13 protein-coding genes are annotated in these 16606 nt (G+C 44.6%); 5 read left to right on the top strand and 8 right to left on the bottom strand.

Going from position 1 to position 16606, the window contains the following annotated elements; genetic code table 11:
* The first annotated feature begins 49 nt into the window (after positions 1–49).
* From glpK to AACR09_RS13135, 4 genes are all read left to right on the top strand, one after another.
* Positions 50–1573 carry a glycerol kinase GlpK gene (glpK, locus tag AACR09_RS13150; protein ID WP_004732235.1) on the top strand — a complete coding sequence of 508 codons (1524 nt, stop codon included), beginning with the start codon at positions 50–52 and terminating at the stop codon, positions 1571–1573.
* Positions 1574–1880: 307 nt separating this feature from the next.
* Entirely contained in the window at positions 1881–2666 is a 786-nt protein-coding gene (locus AACR09_RS13145) for a DeoR/GlpR family transcriptional regulator (protein ID WP_004732237.1), read from the top strand.
* Positions 2667–2936: 270 nt separating this feature from the next.
* Positions 2937–4496 carry a glycerol-3-phosphate dehydrogenase gene (gene glpD, locus AACR09_RS13140; RefSeq protein ID WP_193835151.1) on the top strand — a complete coding sequence of 520 codons (1560 nt, stop codon included), beginning with the start codon at positions 2937–2939 and terminating at the stop codon, positions 4494–4496.
* Between the two features lie 256 nt (positions 4497–4752).
* The gene (locus tag AACR09_RS13135) at positions 4753–5562 is read left to right on the top strand and encodes an SDR family NAD(P)-dependent oxidoreductase (RefSeq protein WP_193835150.1); all 810 of its coding nucleotides are present in this window, start codon (positions 4753–4755) and stop codon (positions 5560–5562) included.
* A gap of 102 nt (positions 5563–5664) precedes the next feature.
* Here AACR09_RS13135 and AACR09_RS13130 read toward each other — a convergent pair whose 3' ends face one another.
* Positions 5665–6561 carry a LysR family transcriptional regulator gene (locus tag AACR09_RS13130; protein WP_004732242.1) on the bottom strand — a complete coding sequence of 299 codons (897 nt, stop codon included), beginning with the start codon at positions 6559–6561 and terminating at the stop codon, positions 5665–5667.
* A 191-nt stretch (positions 6562–6752) separates the two neighbouring features.
* Positions 6753–6989 carry a YdcH family protein gene (locus AACR09_RS13125; RefSeq protein WP_065606862.1) on the bottom strand — a complete coding sequence of 79 codons (237 nt, stop codon included), beginning with the start codon at positions 6987–6989 and terminating at the stop codon, positions 6753–6755.
* Positions 6990–7657: 668 nt separating this feature from the next.
* Here AACR09_RS13125 and AACR09_RS13120 point away from each other — a divergent pair.
* Positions 7658–8698 carry a DUF1214 domain-containing protein gene (locus AACR09_RS13120; protein WP_193835149.1) on the top strand — a complete coding sequence of 347 codons (1041 nt, stop codon included), beginning with the start codon at positions 7658–7660 and terminating at the stop codon, positions 8696–8698.
* Between the two features lie 106 nt (positions 8699–8804).
* Here the strand turns inward: AACR09_RS13120 and AACR09_RS13115 are convergent, their stop codons facing one another.
* The 6 genes from AACR09_RS13115 to AACR09_RS13090 all read right to left on the bottom strand — a co-directional run bounded on the left by AACR09_RS13115 (position 8805) and on the right by AACR09_RS13090 (position 16293).
* Complete coding sequence (locus tag AACR09_RS13115; RefSeq protein WP_017082586.1) at positions 8805–9719, bottom strand: LysR family transcriptional regulator; 915 nt, start codon at positions 9717–9719, stop codon at positions 8805–8807.
* 247 nt (positions 9720–9966) lie between these two features.
* The gene (locus AACR09_RS13110) at positions 9967–10950 is read right to left on the bottom strand and encodes an HAD family hydrolase (protein WP_193835148.1); all 984 of its coding nucleotides are present in this window, start codon (positions 10948–10950) and stop codon (positions 9967–9969) included.
* A 178-nt stretch (positions 10951–11128) separates the two neighbouring features.
* Positions 11129–12394, bottom strand: a complete 1266-nt coding sequence (locus AACR09_RS13105; RefSeq protein ID WP_193835147.1) for a RidA family protein — start codon at positions 12392–12394, stop codon at positions 11129–11131.
* A gap of 175 nt (positions 12395–12569) precedes the next feature.
* Complete coding sequence (gene argF, locus AACR09_RS13100; RefSeq protein WP_004732254.1) at positions 12570–13616, bottom strand: ornithine carbamoyltransferase; 1047 nt, start codon at positions 13614–13616, stop codon at positions 12570–12572.
* A gap of 132 nt (positions 13617–13748) precedes the next feature.
* Entirely contained in the window at positions 13749–14840 is a 1092-nt protein-coding gene (aguA, locus tag AACR09_RS13095; protein ID WP_193835146.1) for an agmatine deiminase, read from the bottom strand.
* A 16-nt stretch (positions 14841–14856) separates the two neighbouring features.
* A complete protein-coding gene (locus AACR09_RS13090; RefSeq protein ID WP_017078523.1) occupies positions 14857–16293 on the bottom strand; it encodes an APC family permease in 1437 nt (478 codons plus the stop codon).
* Positions 16294–16606: the final 313 nt, after the last annotated feature.

Here is a 16606-nt window from a genome sequence, read left to right as displayed (position 1 = left end):
ACCTTACATTTACTAAAATATAAATAACGAAAGAAAAAGGATTCTTACCATGACCGAGCAAAAATACATTGTTGCCCTAGACCAAGGCACCACAAGTTCTCGCGCTGTAATCCTCGATCACGATGCAAACATCGTTAGTTCTTCTCAACGAGAATTCACTCAGATTTACCCGAAAGCGGGTTGGGTTGAGCATGATCCAATGGAAATCTGGGCGACTCAAAGCTCTACATTGGTTGAAGCTCTTGCTAAAGCAGGCATCCGCAGCGATGAGCTAGCGGGCATTGGTATCACGAACCAACGTGAAACCACCATTGTTTGGAACAAAGAGACAGGCAAGCCTGTTTATAACGCAATCGTATGGCAGTGTCGCCGTACTGCAGACATCTGTGAAGACCTAAAAGCGCGTGGCCTAGAAGACTACGTACGTGACAATACAGGCTTAGTCCTTGACCCGTATTTCTCAGGTACAAAAGTAAAATGGATTCTAGACAACGTTGAAGGCGCTCGCGAAGACGCTGAAGCTGGCAAACTATTGTTCGGTACCGTTGATACTTGGTTGGTTTGGAAAATGACTCAAGGACGTGTACACGTTACGGATTACACCAACGCGTCACGTACTATGTTGTTCAACATCAACGACCTATGCTGGGATCAGAAGCTACTTGATGAAATGGGCATTCCAGCAATCATGATGCCTGAAGTGAAGCGCTCTTCTGAGGTTTACGGTCAAACGAACCTTGGTGGTAAAGGCGGTACTCGTATCCCAATCGCGGGTATTGCAGGTGACCAACAAGCGGCACTTTACGGTCAAATGTGTGTAGAAGCAGGCCAAGCTAAGAACACTTACGGCACAGGTTGTTTCCTTCTAATGAACACAGGCCAAGAGAAAGTAACATCAAAGAACGGCCTACTAACAACGCTAGCATGTGGTCCTAAAGGTGAGCCTGCATACGCACTTGAAGGTGCAGTATTCATGGGTGGCGCATCAATCCAATGGCTACGTGATGAAATGAAGCTATTGGCTGGCGCAGAAGACTCTGAGTACTTCGCAACGAAAGTGGATTCTTCAAACGGCGTTTACGTAGTCCCTGCGTTTACTGGTTTAGGCGCACCATACTGGGATGCTTACGCTCGCGGTACGATTGTTGGCCTGACTCGTGGTGTTAACTCTAACCACATCATCCGTGCAACGTTGGAAGGTATTGCTTACCAAACGCGTGACGTACTAGACGCGATGCAAGCTGACTCAGGCATCAAGCTAGCGAAACTACGTGTTGATGGCGGCGCAGTAGCGAATAACTTCCTAATGCAATTCCAATCAGACGTGCTGGATACTGAAGTTCACCGCCCTGAAGTAACGGAAGTAACCGCTCTGGGTGCCGCTTACCTTGCTGGCCTAGCGGTTGGTTTCTGGGACAGTATTGATGAGCTTCAAGACAAAGCCGTTCTTGACCGCACCTTCATGCCGCACCACGACGAAGAGAAGCGTAACCGCCGTTACAAAGGTTGGAAACGTGCTATCAAGTGTGCACAGGTTTGGTCTGAGCTACACGATGACGATGACAACGAGTGATACTGAAGTACTCAGCTAATCGTTAATCATTAATCATTAATCATTAGCCGCTGCTCTAGGAACTCGAGTAATCTAATCAACTAGATTGTTCGAACCTCAGCAAACGAAACTAAAAAGAGCACTATTTTGTGCTCTTTTTTGCGTTTCAGGCTCAAATTCCGCGTTTTGCGCAGCGTTTTTGCGGTTTAGACATGATTCCTTACCATCATTACTTCTCTCTTTTCATCAATTCGAGCACAATAGCGTGAGTTTATATTTTCGATTTTGACGCGCTAGAGCCCTTTGCGCGCAGGGAGTGGTAAGTTAAGTGAAGCAGATACCAAGACACCAGCAGATTGTAGATCTGGTAAAAACACAAGGATATGTGAGTACCGAAGAGCTCGTTGAAAAGTTCGATGTCAGCCCACAAACCATCAGACGAGACCTCAATGAACTTGCCGATAGCAACAAAATTCGTCGCTATCATGGTGGTGCAACCATTCCTTTAAGCTCGGAAAATACCTCGTATAACACGCGTAAAGCGCTTAACTTCAACGAAAAAGACGTGATCGCCGACGAACTAGTTAAGCACATCCCAGATGGCGCAACCCTGTTTGTTGATATAGGCACCACGCCAGAATCGGTCGCCCGCGCACTCAACAAAAATCACAAACAATTAAGAGTCGTGACCAACAACATCAATGTTGCGAGCATCCTTCTACCGAACCCTGAGATAAAGGTTATCTTGGCGGGCGGTGAAGTACGTAACCGCGATGGTGGTATTGTCGGTGAAGCAACACTCGATTTCGTGAAGCAGTTCCGCCTCGATTTCGGTATCTTGGGCATCAGTGGCATCGACTTTGACGGCTCACTGCTCGATTTTGACTATCACGAAGTTCGAGTGAAACAAGCCATCATCGAGAACAGCCGCAGTATCTTCTTAGCCGTCGACCACACTAAGTTTGGTCGTAACGCGATGGTTAAGCTCGGCAACATCTCTCAAGCGCACATGGTGTTTACTAATAAGCAGCCACCGGAAGAGATTCTCAATATCCTTAAAGATTCAGCAATACCATTAGAAGTGATTGATACCGCTCGTCCTGTGAGCGAATAACTCAACATAAGTGCTCAGTGAAGACATTTTCTTAAACGAATCACGATTCTTTATAGAAAAGTTAAAAAAGTAAAACTTCCTCACTACCAGTGTCGCTTCTATGCTCGAATTAGATTTATTTGAACCTCTGCTTTCATAAGCAGAGGTTTTTTTATGTCCAAATCACATAAAACGCGCATAAACGAAAATAATAAATGACCGCAAACGAAAGTTAAGATAGGATTCACTTATGTTCTAAAATGCTCGTTCGCTCAGCAAGAGGTCAAAATCATGAGTGCTCAACAAAATAATTCAAACAACAGTACATCTTCCACTTTAGACTTGATCGTGATTGGCGGCGGCATCAATGGTGCAGGTATCGCGGCAGATGCAGCAGGTCGTGGTCTAAACGTTGGCTTATACGAAGCAAATGATTTTGCTTCTGCTACTTCATCTGCAAGTTCAAAACTGATCCACGGTGGCTTACGTTACCTTGAACATTACGAGTTTCGTTTGGTTTCGGAAGCGCTTGCAGAACGCGAAGTATTGTTAAGAAAAGCACCTCATGTTGCTCAACCAATGCGTTTCCGTTTACCTCATCGACCATTTTTACGTCCAGCTTGGATGATCCGCTGTGGCCTATTCCTTTACGATAACTTGGGTAAACGCACCACGCTTCCTGGTAGTAAAACAGTGAACTTGGCGAAATCAGGTTTATTGAAGCCAGAGATGAAAACAGGTTTCGAATACTCAGATTGCTGGGTAGATGATGCGCGTATGGTATTGCTGAACGTGTTAGCGGCGAAAGAAAACAACGCAGAAGTACGTAACTACTGCCGTGTTGAAAAAGCGCACCGTGAAGGTGGTATTTGGCATGTGACGATCCTTGATGTCATGACCAACCAACGCTTTGAACGCAAAGCAAAAGCGCTTGTTAACGCTGCTGGTCCTTGGGTTAAACAGTTCTTTGATGATGGACTAGAGCAGGCTTCGCCTCGTAATATTCGTCTTATCAAAGGCTCACACATTGTTGTGCCACGCATTCATGACGAACCACAAGCGTACATTCTGCAAAACAAAGACAATCGCATTGTGTTCATGATCCCTTACCTAGATAAGTTCTCGATCATCGGTACTACCGACCTTGAATACAAAGGCGATCCGCGTAACGTCGCAATTGATGATGTCGAAGTGGATTACTTGATTGATATTGTTAACCAACACTTTGTTAAACAACTTGGCCGTGAAGATGTGGTTTGGACATACAGTGGCGTAAGACCGCTTTGTGATGACGAATCTGATTCACCGCAAGCGATCACTCGTGACTACACGCTCGAATTAGACGCAGAGCTTGATCAAGCACCACTGCTTTCGATCTTCGGTGGCAAGTTGACCACTTATCGTAAGCTAGGCGAAGCAGCACTTAAGAAGTTAGAACCACACCTAACCAACATGGGTGCGCCTTGGACAGCCAACAACACACTTCCAGGTGGTAACTTCAGTTGTAGCAGAGAGCAGCTTGCGAAGATGATCCACACTAAATACCCTTGGGCATCTGAAGCGCTATTACTTCGTTACGTGACTCAATTCGGTACTTACACGTGGAAGCTACTGGAAGGAGCAAATTGCGAAGCTGACCTTGGCAACCAATTCTCAGGCGAAGCGCATGGCGTTTATCAAGTTGAAATCGATTACTTGATCAATGAAGAGATGGCGATGACTGACGAAGACATCTTGTGGCGTAGAACCAAGCTTGGCCTGTACATGAGTGAATCCGAGCAGCAAGCAGTAACGGATTACCTGAAAGAGAAGCTACAAAGCAAAGTAGTGAGCTTTTCTCAAGTCGGCTAATTCCACCAGCCTAAACATGGTTCAAGAACATACTAAACAACCAAGCTTAGCGTCCCCCGCGCTAAGCTTTTTTTATTGTCTGCTATTCCGCTCAGCCTGAGACTTTGTTCACACCTCTATTTTCAACAAAAACTAAATAGTGTTTTATTAATCCGGTTGATTATCAACTTCACAAAAGGTTGCTATTCTTTATCTCAACGAAACAACACATTTAAAAACGCTCACCATGTCAGCGCTTTAATAAGGAATCTATTCCATGCAAAAAGTTATTCTGATCACAGGCTCTACCGATGGTATCGGCTTCGAAACGGCAAAAGTACTTGTTCAACAAGGTCACCACGTTTTATTGCATGGACGTAACCCAAGCAAACTCAAAGACGTAGAGCAGCAACTTGTGGCTATCTCTGCGGAAGCGAAAATTCAAAGTTACGTGGCAGACTTATCTATTCTGGCTGATGTGGACGCGTTGGCTGACGAAATAATTGCTGAGCACGATAAGATTGATGTACTGATAAACAACGCAGGTGTGTTCAACACTCCGAACCCGATCACTAAAGACGGGTTAGATGTTCGTTTTGTTGTGAATACCATTTCACCATACCATCTGACTAAACGTCTGCTACCTGTACTCGGTGCATCTAGCCGAGTGGTGAACCTATCTTCAGCGGCGCAAGCAGCAGTGAACATCGAAGCGCTAGAAGGCAAGAAACCGCTTTCTGATGGCGACGCTTACGCACAAAGCAAGCTTGCGATCACCATGTGGACTCGCGAGATGGCAAAAGAGTTAGGCGCTACAGGGCCAATGGTGGTTGCGGTCAACCCTGCTTCGTTACTAGGCAGCAAGATGGTGAAAGACGCTTACGGCATTGCAGGCGGCGACCTAAGCATTGGTTCTGATATTCTAGTTCGTGCATCATTGTCTGATGAGTTCGCACAAGCAGGCGGTCAATACTTTGATAACGACAACAACACGTTTGCAAACCCGCACCCAGATGCGATTTACGGTGATAAGTCACAACAAGTTGTCGCTAAAATTGAAGAGATCATCAAAGCAACGCTTTCTTAATGACAGCTATGCTCAAGTGATTTTCTGATTCCAAGAAAAAAGCCCTACGTGACTAACGCATAACTTAGTCACGTAGGGCTTTTTCCTTAAATCTATCTGACTCTACTTTTGTTCCCAATACGGTGGATTACCATAATATTCAGAGAAGTAGTCGATGAAGGCTCTCACCTTTGGTGCAAGTAATCTTGTGCTTGGGTACACAGCCCAAATTGCAGGCTCTGAGGTTAATGGGTAATCTTCTAATATTTGAACCAGCTGACCGCTTTTCAGTTGTTCATAGGCACACCAATTCGATGTCACCGTGATACCCATACCACCTGAGGCTGCGTCACGCAGTGCTTCTCCGTTATCTGCCCTGAACGACCCAGATGCCTTAATCGTCTTAGGCCCGCTTTCAGTATTAAAGGTCCAGTTTTCTAAACCAATTAAGCTAATACACTGATGATCATTAAGATCTCGAGGTGTGGCTGGCTTACCATATTTGATTAAGTAATCAGGCGATGCACACACAATACGCTTGTCTGTCGCAAGTTTTCGGGCAATCAGTGTCGAGTCTTTCAGCTCTGAGATACGAATCGCGATATCAAAGCCACCCTCAACAACATCCACCATCGAGTCTGATAGCCTGAGATCGACTTTTAACCCAGGGTAGCGCTCTAAGAATCCAGGTAAAGCAGGAACAAGATGCAAACGTCCAAAAGACGCAGATGCGGTAACTCGCAGCGTTCCGGTTGGAGAATCACAGCCTACACCGACCGCCGACTTGGCAGCATCGACACTCGATAACACTTCTTCAGCATGAGGTAAAAATGCTTCCCCCTCTTCGGTTAAAGAGACCTTACGAGTGGTTCTGTGGACCAAGCGAACGCCTAAATTGTCTTCCAGTTTACTGATGTGCGAGCTTGCAACAGCAGGAGACAAACCAAGCTCTTGCCCAGCCATGCTGATGTTATGTGTGGAAGCTAAACGAACAAACAATTTGAGGTGTTCAATATTCATGAGATTACCAATAAAATCTTAAAAATCGTGTACCAATAACCCTCATTATGCGTCATTCACATAACAATACAACGTATTAACTCAGTTGAATTGTGAAGAAGTGATTGAACCAAAACGAAAAAAACTCCCGAAGGAGTTTTTGTCTAAGTCTGTAATTCGCCATTTAGCTAGTCAGAAAAATTGCCAACTCACTAGCCCGTTAAACGAGCATGCAGTGAATCTTTAAGCTCAGAACGATCATGTTTCAATTGGTGCATCGAGCCGTCATCAATGGGTGAATCTTTCAGCTCTAGTTTACGAATCTCTTTATCAAGGTTGTCGTATGTCTTCATATCTTCTGCAAAGCCATCGTCAGTTTTAGCAAGCTCAGCAATTTTGTCTTTCATTTCAGGAAATTCGTGAACAAGAGAGTGATTTTCACCTAGCATAGAAACCTCTTAAGTTGAGTAAAGTGATTGGTAGTACACATTCATTATTTACCTTAGCAAGGGACTCAAATAACAAATGAGATCCAGTACACAGCCTAGAATATAGACAGTTCAGATTCACAAATTTACAACATAAATCGGCAGGGATGCGTTGTTTTACATAGAAGAAAGCCTCACGTAATCGCAAGGCTTTGTAGAAGTGAGTTCTTTATAAGAACAGTGACAGAAATGATAATAACAGCAGCTAAAAAGTATTTTCAAAAAAGGATTAGCTGCTACAACCACCAGAATGAACTCGATTCATTTGATCATGTGAAGACGTGTCAGAGCCTGTCGATTGGCATCCTGCCACGAACAATAGCGTTACAGATAAGATAAGCCATTTCATAATTAATCCTCTTTTAATCATGACTAAAGCATAGTGCTTAAAAGCGCGGATACCTCAGTCATTAACTAAAGCCTTACCTGCCGATAAAGCCTTAGTTAATGAACAAAGCATCGCTTCATTAACTAACGACCTGTCTTCGTGCAAAAAACCTTCACCAAACGAACAAAAAAACAGTCACAACTCTCTCTAAGCTTCACAAAAACCGGCCTTTCAATTCCTTTTAGTTATTATCTAAATAACATCAATTCATTTTTAGAATCACCGCCAAACCGATACATTAGTGTCATCTCCTAATGACGACCTCAAGGTAAACGATATGAAAAAGACCATTTTAGCAACACTGATTACCATCACATCAATGCAAACAATGGCAGCAGTTGAAGTAACCGACGAAAACTTCGCTCGTGCAGAAAGCGACCTTTACTTCACTCAACAGTTAGAGCATCAACCGGTTAATGTTTTTGAGCATAATCGTGAGAACGTAACGGTAGAGAACCAAATGATTATCCGCTCTAACACCGACCTGCTCTATTCAACCGCGGTTGTCGATGTCTCAGAAGGCGCAACATTCAAACTGGCGAAAGGCGATGCGTACCAGATCATGCATATCTTCAATAACAATCATGATAACCACATGGCCATTTATGGTGGCGAAGAAATTTACATCGACTCAGAAATCGCAGGTTCAGACTACATCTACATACTGATGCGAACTGCAACAAGTGCTGGAGCAGATGAAGCGCATCGACTGCAAGATGCGGCGGTCATTAATGCGAAATCAGCTAAGCCTTTTGAACCTGCTTCAGATTGGGATGATGCTTCTCGAGATAACGTCCGAGCAAAATGGGAGAAGCTAGTTAATGACATCAAGACAGAAGAAGCCTTCACACCAAACATCACAGCAACATCAGATAACAAGCAGTTTATGATTGGTACTGCGGTAGGTTGGGCTGGTATGCCGGCAGAGCATGCTGTGTATACATCACGAGCGGGCACAGGTAAAACAGAATGTGCAAACATCACATTTGAAGCACCCTCATTACGTTATGACGAAGGCGGTTATTGGTCAATTACGGCCTATTCAAGCCAAGGCTGGTTGATGACGAACAACAACGGTGCTGATTCAACGACATCAACACCCAATAAAGACGGTTCTTACACGATCCACTTTGCGCCAAAAGGGCAAACCTGTGACGCTGCAAATAACGTAATTGAAGTAAACGATGATGGCTGGAACTTTGCGGTTCGTGCATACCGTCCTAGCGATGAAGCGGTAGCATCAGGTGAGATGCACAACTTCCCACAGGTCACGGCTAAGTAGCGGGGAATAACGACTGAGTTGCGAGTGATTAGTGTTAATTAACTGGCAATAACAGCTACTAACAATCACAGCTACTAACAATAACCTAGCCTCTCATTTGAGAGGCTTATTGCTTTTCTTTTATGATGGCTTGGGAGGTAGTGATAATTTTGCGCTTAAGCCATTGATTCATCGGGTGCATTCTCTTGTTATGAGATTCCACCAACACGATCTTTTTGAGCTCTTCCGGTGCATAATCAGGAAAAGAGAGATAATCGAACTCTTCATGAAGATAAAGAGCAAGCTGCTTGGAACACGGTAGAATCATGTCACTTTGTTTAATGACCTCTAATAGCGTGTGCAAATACGAGCTTCTTGCTTTCACTTTAAGCTGCTCTGTCGACAAATGCTTGGCGATATAAGGCTGAATATCATTCCACCCCGGTATCACCAAACTCGCGTATTCCGCTTCATCTATCTCTTGCTGTGAAATCACTTTGCCAGCTAATGGATGGCCAGTTTTAACCAACCCGACAAAGTCATCCTCACCGATAATCTGATGGGTAAACTGCTTATTCGTGTCGATTGGAGAAAAGTTGATAGCTGCTTGTATCTCGCCATCCAACAATTTTTTCAGCGTTTGAGAGCCCCAATTAACAATATTGACTTGAGCATTGGGCGCTTCTTGAATGAGACCAAGGCATAAACGCGCACCAAGCCAGTTCGAGATAAAACCGTTAATCGCAATCGTGATGTTGCCTTGATACTCGGCAGGGTCAAAGCTTGGAGTTTCAAGAATCACGTCGTCTAAGCTTTCCATGATCATTGGCAGCCGTTCACCAAGCTCTAACGCACGTGGAGTTGGCTTCAAACCGGAATGGACACGAGTAAACAATTCGTCATCAAAGTATTCTCTCAATCGCCCTAGTGCTTTACTCACTGCGGGCTGACTCAGCGCCAATTTATTGCCAGCAATGCGAGTATTTTGGGTTTCTAGCAAAACCAGAAAAACGCGGATTAAATTGAGATCCAATTGTTTCATAGTTACCTGTCATTAAAGTTTGGTCAGGGAGATATTTAGCCGTCTGGCGATAAAAGCTAACTTAGCGAATATCTCTCTCATTATGGCTCATTTGACGATTGATTCGCTTAACGATCTTTAACTCTTTTCTAAGTATGTGACTCATACAAACCCGCTTACCCTCTGCTCCTTCGAAAATACTTGTTGTAAAAAAGGCTCGAATCAACAATCCGAGCCTTTGTTGTTTTTACCGAGTGTAAACTAGACGTTAATACACCTCACACCAATCGGATTTCATGTCGATCAGTGTCCAATCCTCTCTGGAATTCGCCTCATCTAGTGCTTTATCAAGCTTGCCAACATGGGACTTACGATCGTACTGCCACTCGCGCTCGGCATCGGTATGGTGAACAATCATTGCCATTGAATTGGGTTGGCTCGTTGCCCATTGCATCATGGCTTGATCACCGTCTGAGTTACCGACCGCTAGAATAGGTTTCTTGCCGATAATATGCTGAATGTTAGTGACCTTTCCGGCTTTGTCATCAATGGTCAAAATGGACGAACCCTTGGTAACCGTCGGCTTACCATCGTTGTAGCTGTAATTGTATTTGAGCGCGCTGCCGATGATCTGTTCTGTAGGAATGTTGTAAGCTTGCGGAGCCCACACTCTCATGAAATCAACGCCTCCGCCCGACACAATGTAAGTTTTAAAGTCATGCTCTTGCAGGTAAGTCAGCATCTCTTTCATTGGCTGATAAGTAAGGTCTGTGTAGGCTTTATTGAAGCGTTTATCTTTTGCTACCGCCAACCATTGCTCAACGTCTTGCTGGTATTGCTCTACTGTCATACCAGAATGTGTCGCCATGATGATTTTCAATAACCCTTCTTCGCCACTACCCAGAACACTTTCAATATCATCTTCAAGTACAAACTTAAACGGTGCTTCTGTTTTCCATTCAGGGTGTTCAGGCGCCATCTCTTTTACACGGTCTAGTGCAAAGGCTAGTTGGAAGTAGTAAGGTTTTTCTGACCAAAGCGTACCGTCGTTATCAAATACAGCAATACGATCTTGGACCGCAACGAACGTATCAGACTCTGCTTTGGTGGCTTGCCCAACAAAATCTACAATAGCGGATTTGCTCTCGCTGTCCTTCCAAGATGGCAACAAATTGGGATCACAATCTTTAGCAAAAGATGAGAAAGAAAGACTGGATAAGATCGCAACAGATAAAAGGGTTATTTTCTTCATAGCAACTACCATGTTGTTGAATTAATTGTAGGGTTTAATTCAATTCATCCTAGTTGGTCTACTCTGATTTTCCACTTATGGACACTATAACCAATACTCATGTTGGTATTGGAACAAACGTAAAACGAGGGCTAACCTCACGGCCAACCCTCGTTGTTTAAAAAGCTAAATAGAAAGCTTAAAGGCTAGGTGGAGTACCTTCACCATTGGAAGCAATCGCATCAATTTGCACTAAAGCACCCATAGGAATATCAGACACACCGATAACCGTGCGCGCAGGTAATGGACCTTCAAAGTAATGCGCGCACACGTCATTGAGCACATCTAGATCTGCCATGTCTCTTAATTGGATATTCAGCTTCACGATGTCATCCATGACATGACCAACGTTCTCAATCACTTCTTTAATGTTATTCAGGCACTGCATCGCCTGCTCTTTTGCGCCATTCGCAACAATCGCTCCAATTCTTGGATCCAGCGGTAATTGAGCGGAGATATTGTTGTAGTGTGAAAAGGCCACAGTTTGCGTTGAAAGCGGGCTGATTGGCGCAGCTTTGGTATTGGTCGCATTAATTACAATCCCATGCCGGTCTTCAACCGCTTGTGGCGGAGTGCCATCGCCGTGTGACACAGTTGCATCCATCTGCACTAACGCTCCCATTGCAAGGCCTTCAACCACCGTCACCGAGCGTGCTGGCATGTAACCGACAGCTCTTGCAATCGCGGAATCCGGGAAGAAGGTGGTATACACTTCATTGACTGCTGCAAGGTCATCAAGGCTTCTCACATGAATATTCACCTTCACAATGTCATCAAGAGGAACATCAACATTTTCCAGTATCGATTTAATGTTTTTGAGGCATTGAAGCGCGTGCTCTTTTGCTCCACCAGCGACGATGCTACCCGATTTCGGATCAATCGGTAACTGGGCTGAAATGTGATTATAGTGAGAGAAAGCCACCGTCTGAGTCGATAAAGAACTGACTGGTGCGTGTTGGGTGTTTCTTGCAATTTTAACTAACTCACAAGCCGCTTGAGGATAAGTACCTTCACCATTCGAGATCACTACATCCATTTGTAAGTGAGCGCCTTCGAGCGGTAAATCAGCTACCGCTAGCGTCGTGCATGTGGGAACATAGTGTTGGAAAAACGACGCATAGATTTCGTTAACCGCATCGATATCCGCAATGTTCTTCAAGTATATATTTACCCTCACAACGTCGTGCATGCGGTGTCCAATGCTCTCCACAATCGCTTGAATGTTTAGTAAGCACTGCTTGGTTTGATCTTCCAAAGAGCCTGAGATCAAGCTGCCTGTTTTAGGGTCAATCGGTAGTTGAGCAGAAAGGTTATTGTAGTGTGAGAATGCCACCGATTGTGTTGAGAAAGGGCTCAGCGGTGCATCTTCAGTGTTTCTTGAAACTTTAATAATATCGGCACTCATGTCGATACATCTCCTATTCGAGTATTGATGTCAGATATAGCCAATTAGCTGCGTGTTTACCGACATTTCAAAATAAAAGGAACAAAAATAGCCGAACCAATAAATCGTGATGAATACTGGTTCAGCTTAATTCGAGCAACACAGTGGAGGTTCTTATGCCCCCACAAATAAACCTCTACAGAGTACTTAGGAAGCTGCTGATTTTTTCTTCATGATGCTTAACGGTTTCTTGTGTTGGGATAACCGCATCTTTATGTGTAAAGTACACCAAAATCGCCATCTGAGCTGTGAGTCGGTTTTCAGCTTCATCGAACGCCACTGAGTATTCACTTTCTAGTGCGCCGCGAGTCACTTCTTCTTTGTCATTCGCAGGTAGGCAGTGCAGCAACATTGCGCCCGGACGAGCCTTAGCCATTAGCTCTTCTGTGATCACATAGTTAGGCATGAATGCCGCAAGGCGCTCTTCCTTCTCATCCATTTGCGTTACCCAGTAGAAGCTGTCGCCATACACCACGTCACAATCACTGATACGTTCTACATCATCAGTAATTTCAATCGTGCCACCAGACTCTTCACAGAAGTTCAGCGCCATGTCGATCCACTCTTGCTCCATGTGGTATTTCTTAGGACCAATTTGCTTAAAGCCCATGCCGTACTTAGCACACGTCAGCATCAAAGAACGGCACACATCGGTCGCGTCACCCATGAATGCCAAGGTTAGGTCTGATAGCTTACGTCCATCTGTAATGTGCTCTCTGATCGTGTAGAGATCCGCAAGCATTTGAGTTGGGTGGAAACGCGTATCAAGGCCGTTGATCACAGGCACTGTCGACATTTCAAGTAGGCCATCTAGTGTTTCAGGACTATTGGTACGAGCCATGATGATGTCGCACATACGTGATAACACTCGAGAAGTATCATCAATCGACTCTTTACCACCTAAGTGAATGTCTTTTGGTGATAGGAATAGCGCATGCCCCCCCAGTAATGTTGCTGCCACCTCGAAAGAAACACGTGTACGAGTGGAGCCCGCTTCGAAGATCATCCCAACTGACTTGCCTTTGAACAGTGGTGGAATAGCGTTGTCTTTACGCGCCTGCTTCAGGTGAGTCATCAGCTCCATCATGTTGTCCATCTCTTCGACAGAGAAATCTTTCATGGAAACCATGTGCTCTAGGTTTGCTTTGTTTAGTTCAGTTGCGCTAGAAGAAGGTAATTTCATAATAAGTTCCTATTTTTCATAATTTTGTGTGCGGTTCTTTTAAGTTCACTTTCATGGTAATTTGATTTTGAATACCTGCCATCACTTTCAAGAACCGCTACGTTTTGGATTAAATTGGTTTTTCTGTTGTAACTAAACTCTTGGTACTTGTTGGGTGATGCAGTGGATGTTGCCGCCACCTAACAAAATTTCTCGAGCCGGGACGCCATTCACTTCGTAGCCCGGATAGATGCCTTCTAGGATCCCGATAACATCGTTGTCGTAGCGTTGATCGAGCAACGGCAACACAATTTGGTTATTGGTAATCAGGTAATTGGCATACGACGCCGCTAAACGCTCACCCGCTTCTCGCTCCATTCCGTCTGCGATATCGATACCTGCCGCTTCTTCCTCGGTCATGAAAAGAGGGCCAGGCATTGGCAGCTTGTGTACCTTTATCTGACGCCCTTTTGCATCGGTCTGACTGGTGAGGTAGTCATAGGCTTCGTTGCTAATCTCATATTGAGGATCATTCTTGTCATCGCACCATGTGAGAACCACTTCACCCGGCTTCACGACGTGGAGAATATTGTCGACGTGACCATTGGTTTCATCGTTGTATAAACCACGAGGCAGCCAAATTACCTTCTCAACATTGAGGTGTTCGCACAGCACTTCTGTCAGCTCTTCTTTGCTCATATCTGGGTTGCGGCTTTCGTGTAATAAGCACTCTTCTGTTGTGTAGAGCGTGCCTTCGCCATCGACATGAATTGAGCCGCCTTCTAGTACGATTGGAGCGCGGTATCGAGAGTCACGAATGGTTTCACACATCTTTTGAGCAACTTGGTTGTCGCGATTCCACGGTGAATACAAACCATCGACAAATCCGCCCCATGCATTGAATTCCCAATCCACTCCTCGGCGTTCACCGCTGTCATCAACAACATAAGTCGCACCGATGTCGCGCATCCAAGAGTCATCAGTCGAGATTTCCAATACTCGAATGTCCTCTGGTAAACGAGATACTGCGTTATCGTATTGGTCTGAACTCGCAAGCATGGTGACTGGTGTTGTATGGCTGATCTTGGTAGCAACGTCTGCAAACACCGCTTGCGCTGGTTTTGCCCCATTGCGCCAGTTGTCAGTACGTTCTGGCCAAGCCATCCAAATTTCGCTGTGTGGCTCGTGTTCCCCTGGCATTCTGAAGCCATCATGTTTTGGAGTAGTCTCAATCAGTTTTTTCATCGTTATGTCCCCTAAATTATGCTTGAGCTTCTTTTTTATCTTGTGTCTCGGTCGTGTCGTCATCGCCTGAACCTTGCTGCTTCTTGCGTTTTAGAGCACCTAGAAGAATCCATTCACCAGCAAGGATGGTGGCAATCACGCCAATCAAAACAGGTCCTGTGTATCCCCAATCAGCAACAGTTAGATCAAGGGCCTCAGGGAAAATGAATAAGATCACGGCTTGAAGGACGACCAAGAAACAAACAATCGACATGACCCATTGAGCCGCCATGCCACCCGGAACTTTGAATGGGCGTTCACGTTGACCATCAACCACTCGAAGCTTTAGGTATGCAGGGAACATGAACAGGTAAGGAAGTAAGAAAATGCAGCTAGAGAAGGCAAATATCGACCAGAACAGATCATCATTACCCTGAGCAAATAGCGCGTAAGACAGGATAACGACCGTTGATACTGTGCCTGTGATGTTGTTTGCACCAACTGGAGAGCCTTTCTCAGACACTTTCGCGACTGGGGCTGGAAGTTCACCTTCTTGAGCGGCTTCAGCAGCAGCTCGGCTAGCGCCCATTGTCCAACTCACCATGTTGCCGATAAGCGTTAACAAAGCGAAAGTACCGAAGATGTACACCATCGCTGTACCAACCACACCAGTGCCAAAAAGTGTTCTAAATGTGTCGATAAGGCCAGACACCAAGCCAATGCTTTCGACAGGTAGCGCCATCAAAATGCCTACCGTACCGAAGATGTATAAGAAAGCGGTGATACCGATAGAGAGGAAGACAGCCTTAGGCATATCACGAACGTCTTTCATTTCTTTAGTCATGGTCGCAACCAGTTCAAAACCCATTAGGTTGAACACAATCGCAGGTAAGAAAGAGACCGCAGAATCCAATGAAGGCATCATAGCTGGCAACGTAAATTCGTTGGCAACACCGTTTTTCATTGCATAGATAAAGCCGCCCACACCCAATGTACTGATCACGACAATTTTTAATATTGCGCCAATATTGGTGACCCACACCCCGATGTCGGCAGACACATTACAAATCAAAACCGTTAGCCACGTCAGTAATATACAAATGGCAATTTGTCCCCATAAAGACAGATCTGGCATGAAGAGTTCGGCAAACATCCCTGCAAACATGATGTATACCGCAGGCATCCATAAACCCACGTTAATCCAGTAAAACCACGTTGTTCTCACTGCCCATTTGAAATTGAAGGCTTGTTTTACCCAATCGTAAATCCCACCTTCACCAGGGTAGGTGGTACTCAGTTCGGAAGTAATTAAGCCATATGGAATGACAAAGAAGACCAGCATTAACACCCACCAACCAATGGCACTGACACCAATACTGGCTGACGCGGTTAATGTGTCGACCACCAAAACTGCACACAGTGTAAAGAGTGCAATTCCCGTAACCCCCATTTTTCCTTGCGTTTCGTTACTCATCTCTTAGCTCCTTAATCTCTAATTCGGGATTAATTAAACGGCAAAGCGATGAAGTGAACTGGGATGAAAATTGAATATCGGTTTTACACAAACGAGTTCGGAACAAAAACAAAATAAACCCAACAAATATTAGATTTATAATGCTAAAAGTCGGAATACTTGATTTTGGTCAATAACCATTCGATTAATAAATACATTTTCTATTTCAAAACCAAGATCACATATCTAGTTAATCTAGAGATAATTAAGGCTTTCTGTGACATATAGGCGACTAAAAACATCAAATATTAAGCACAAATCGAATTGTGATTTT

The organism is Vibrio sp. OPT20 (assembly GCF_963889365.1).
Classification (GTDB): Bacteria; Pseudomonadota; Gammaproteobacteria; order Enterobacterales; family Vibrionaceae; genus Vibrio; species Vibrio splendidus.
The sequence above is the reverse complement of the archived record's forward strand: the minus strand, read 5'-3'. Positions and strand labels throughout refer to the sequence as shown.